Source organism: Streptomyces sp. NPDC005485, from assembly GCF_040606085.1.
Classification (GTDB): Bacteria; Actinomycetota; Actinomycetes; order Streptomycetales; family Streptomycetaceae; genus Streptomyces.
Window position 1 is genome coordinate 1 of sequence record NZ_JBEXDZ010000308.1, and the last position, 2,476, is coordinate 2,476.

The 2,476-nt window shown below is 64.5% G+C and carries 2 protein-coding genes and 1 pseudogene; 1 reads left to right on the forward strand and 2 read right to left on the reverse strand.

The window, feature by feature from the left end; genetic code table 11:
* Positions 1-433 precede the first annotated feature (433 nt).
* Both ABZS97_RS43760 and ABZS97_RS43765 read right to left on the reverse strand, forming a co-directional pair.
* A complete protein-coding gene (locus tag ABZS97_RS43760) occupies positions 434-619 on the reverse strand; it encodes a hypothetical protein (protein ID WP_356149609.1) in 186 nt (61 codons plus the stop codon).
* Positions 620-783: 164 nt separating this feature from the next.
* A complete protein-coding gene (locus tag ABZS97_RS43765; RefSeq protein WP_356149614.1) occupies positions 784-1,536 on the reverse strand; it encodes a hypothetical protein in 753 nt (250 codons plus the stop codon).
* Between the two features lie 471 nt (positions 1,537-2,007).
* Between ABZS97_RS43765 and ABZS97_RS43770 the strand changes: the two are divergent.
* A pseudogene (locus ABZS97_RS43770) lies at positions 2,008-2,476 on the forward strand (IS5 family transposase); the annotation flags it as partial.

Consider the following 2,476-nt stretch of genomic DNA (forward strand, 5'->3'; position numbering starts at 1 on the left):
CACGTTCCCCGCCCCATACCGGGTCAACGTCCGCCTCACCACGTAGGACACGGTCTTAGCCACCGAGTCTGGAACCCAAACTGTGGGGCAGGTCAACCTGTCCCCCGAACCTGCATCAGACCCCCGGGCGGTGATGTACGGCTTGGCGTCAACCGCCTTTACCGGTCCCAAGTCCGCGGCAGGGTCCTACCGTTGGCTGATGCGCGCGCACCCTGTTGACCGTCCGGTCGATCTCGATGTGGTTCGTGAGTCCTATGACCGTGTGGCGGACAATTACGCCGAGATGGTGGTGACGACGGGGGTTGGCGACATCCGTCGAGAGGCGCGAAGACGGGGCGAGCCGCCCGGGCCGACCGGAACATCCGGCTTGCCGAGGCGGCTCAATCGGCGGTCGGTCGTAGCAACCGCAGCGGTTTGCTAATGAGGAACTCCGTCAGCGGCGCAGCCTCTTACGCGCCCATAGGAATCCGACCACCCCGCCGACAATAACCAGGTACGCCGTCAGTGGTCCGTCGTTCAGGATGAGTCCGGGCACGGCGATGACGGCCACGATCAGGAGCCATCCGCATCCGGCCATCCCGATATCTGCTGAATCAGGCCGGCGCTTTTCGTTGTCCACCCGGTCCCCATTCATGGCTCGTACCTGGTCGGCATTCTATTGGACAGTTGGCGTGCGTAGCACCGCCGCGTCAAACCGTACGCTGCCGGATCAGGCTCGGGGGCCGCTGCGGCCGACCGTCGCTGACGCGTCATCTGACGCGCACAGCGGCAGGCGAAGGCACGCTACGCACAGTGGATGGTGGCCGTTCCGGCAAAGACGTTGTGAGCTCCCCAGTAGCCGTTGCCGTTGCGCAGCGTAGCGTTGCCTATGTTGTTGCGGTACTTCCAATTGCTTGTTGTGAGCCTTGAGCACTCGAAGCGCAGGACCACCGGGAACGTTTTGCCCTGCTCGTTGACGTAGCCCCTGGAGTCCAGGGTTTTCCAGATCCCAAGCCCTTGGTACTGGCGCAAGGCAGCGGCGAAGTTCCCTCTTCCCCTCTGGTCGCAGAGCATCGAGGCGTCGGCCTGGATGTGCAGGTCCCCGTGCTTGAAGGGCTTCGGGCTCTGCGTGAGCTGGCAGTGGGGCGCAGCTTGTGCGACGGTGTGAACCGGTGCGTGCGAGGCCGTGATCCCCTGTTCGTCAACCGCCGTAGCCCACCGCGCGAGGTGCTCCGTGGTGTAGGCGTTCTGCGCGGCGGTGGCCGGGGCTTCCCAAAGCGTGAGCTGTCCGCCCTTGGACAGGGTGCTGACCCTGGTGCCCAATGTGCCGACTGAGGTGAGCAGTTGGCTTCCGTTGGGGAGTGTCGTCGTGCTCGTCTGGTCGCCTTCGGTCGAAAGGACCGATGACGGAACGTCCCCATGGACGGTCAGGCGGGTGATGTTTAGCGGATGCTCGTAGTTCCCATCCCCGAGGCTGAACGTGAGTGTCTGACCGACCTGTTCGTATTCCTCCACGCCGGGAGCCTGGAAGAGCTCCAGCCCGGTCGTCTTGGTCAACAGGTCAGTGAACTTCTGGACGCTGGCTCCTTCAGCGGGGCCGAATTCCCCGACGGGCTCTATCGACTGAGGATCCGCCCCGCCTTCCTTGGCGTATTCGGACGCGCTGACGATCTGCGGTCCCGTGGTCGCGCCCGTAGTCGGTGAACCGGCGTCCGCGAGTGCGCCGACGGGCCGTACCAGCCACAACTGTGGCGGTGAGCAGGGCTATGGCCCCTGTCCGGGCAGCGCGACGGACAGTGTTCTTCTTCAAGTTGTTTTCCCCTCCGTGGAATTCGGCCGCCGTCATCCGGCACTGGTCAGGTGCCGACGGCATCGGCCGATCGAGGCAACTTATGCGATCATTCCGCTCAAGGCCAGGGAATCGATCACGCCGAGGTGTCGTGTCTCGCGACAGCCGAGTGTTCGACTCCGCAACCCCGCTGATCGCTAAGACCGTGTCCTACGTGGTGAGGCGGACGTTGACCCGGTATGGGGCGGGGAACGTGGAGTTGGATCGTGCCGGACGGCTTGTGGGAGATCGCGAGGCCGCTGATCCCAGAGCAACGAGCACGGCCACAGGGTGGCGGAACATCGAACACGCCTGATGAGACGCTGTTCGCGGCCATCATCTACGTCCTGGTCAGCGGCTGCGCATGGCGTCAACTTCCGCCGTGCTTCGGCATATCGAAGTCGACCGCCCACCGCCGATTCCTGATCTGGTCGAGAGCCGGCGTCTGGGGCCGCCTCCACGAAGCGGTGCTGCACCGTCTCGACGACGCCGGCCTCATCGACGTCACCCGCGTCGTCCTCGACACCGCACACGTCAGGGCTAAAAAGGGGGCGAACACACAGGTCCGAGTCCCGTGGACCGGGGCAAGCCGGGTTCCAAGATGCACGTCCTGTCGGACGCGAACGGACTGCCCCTTCTCGTCGGTATCTCTGCCGGCAACACCCACGA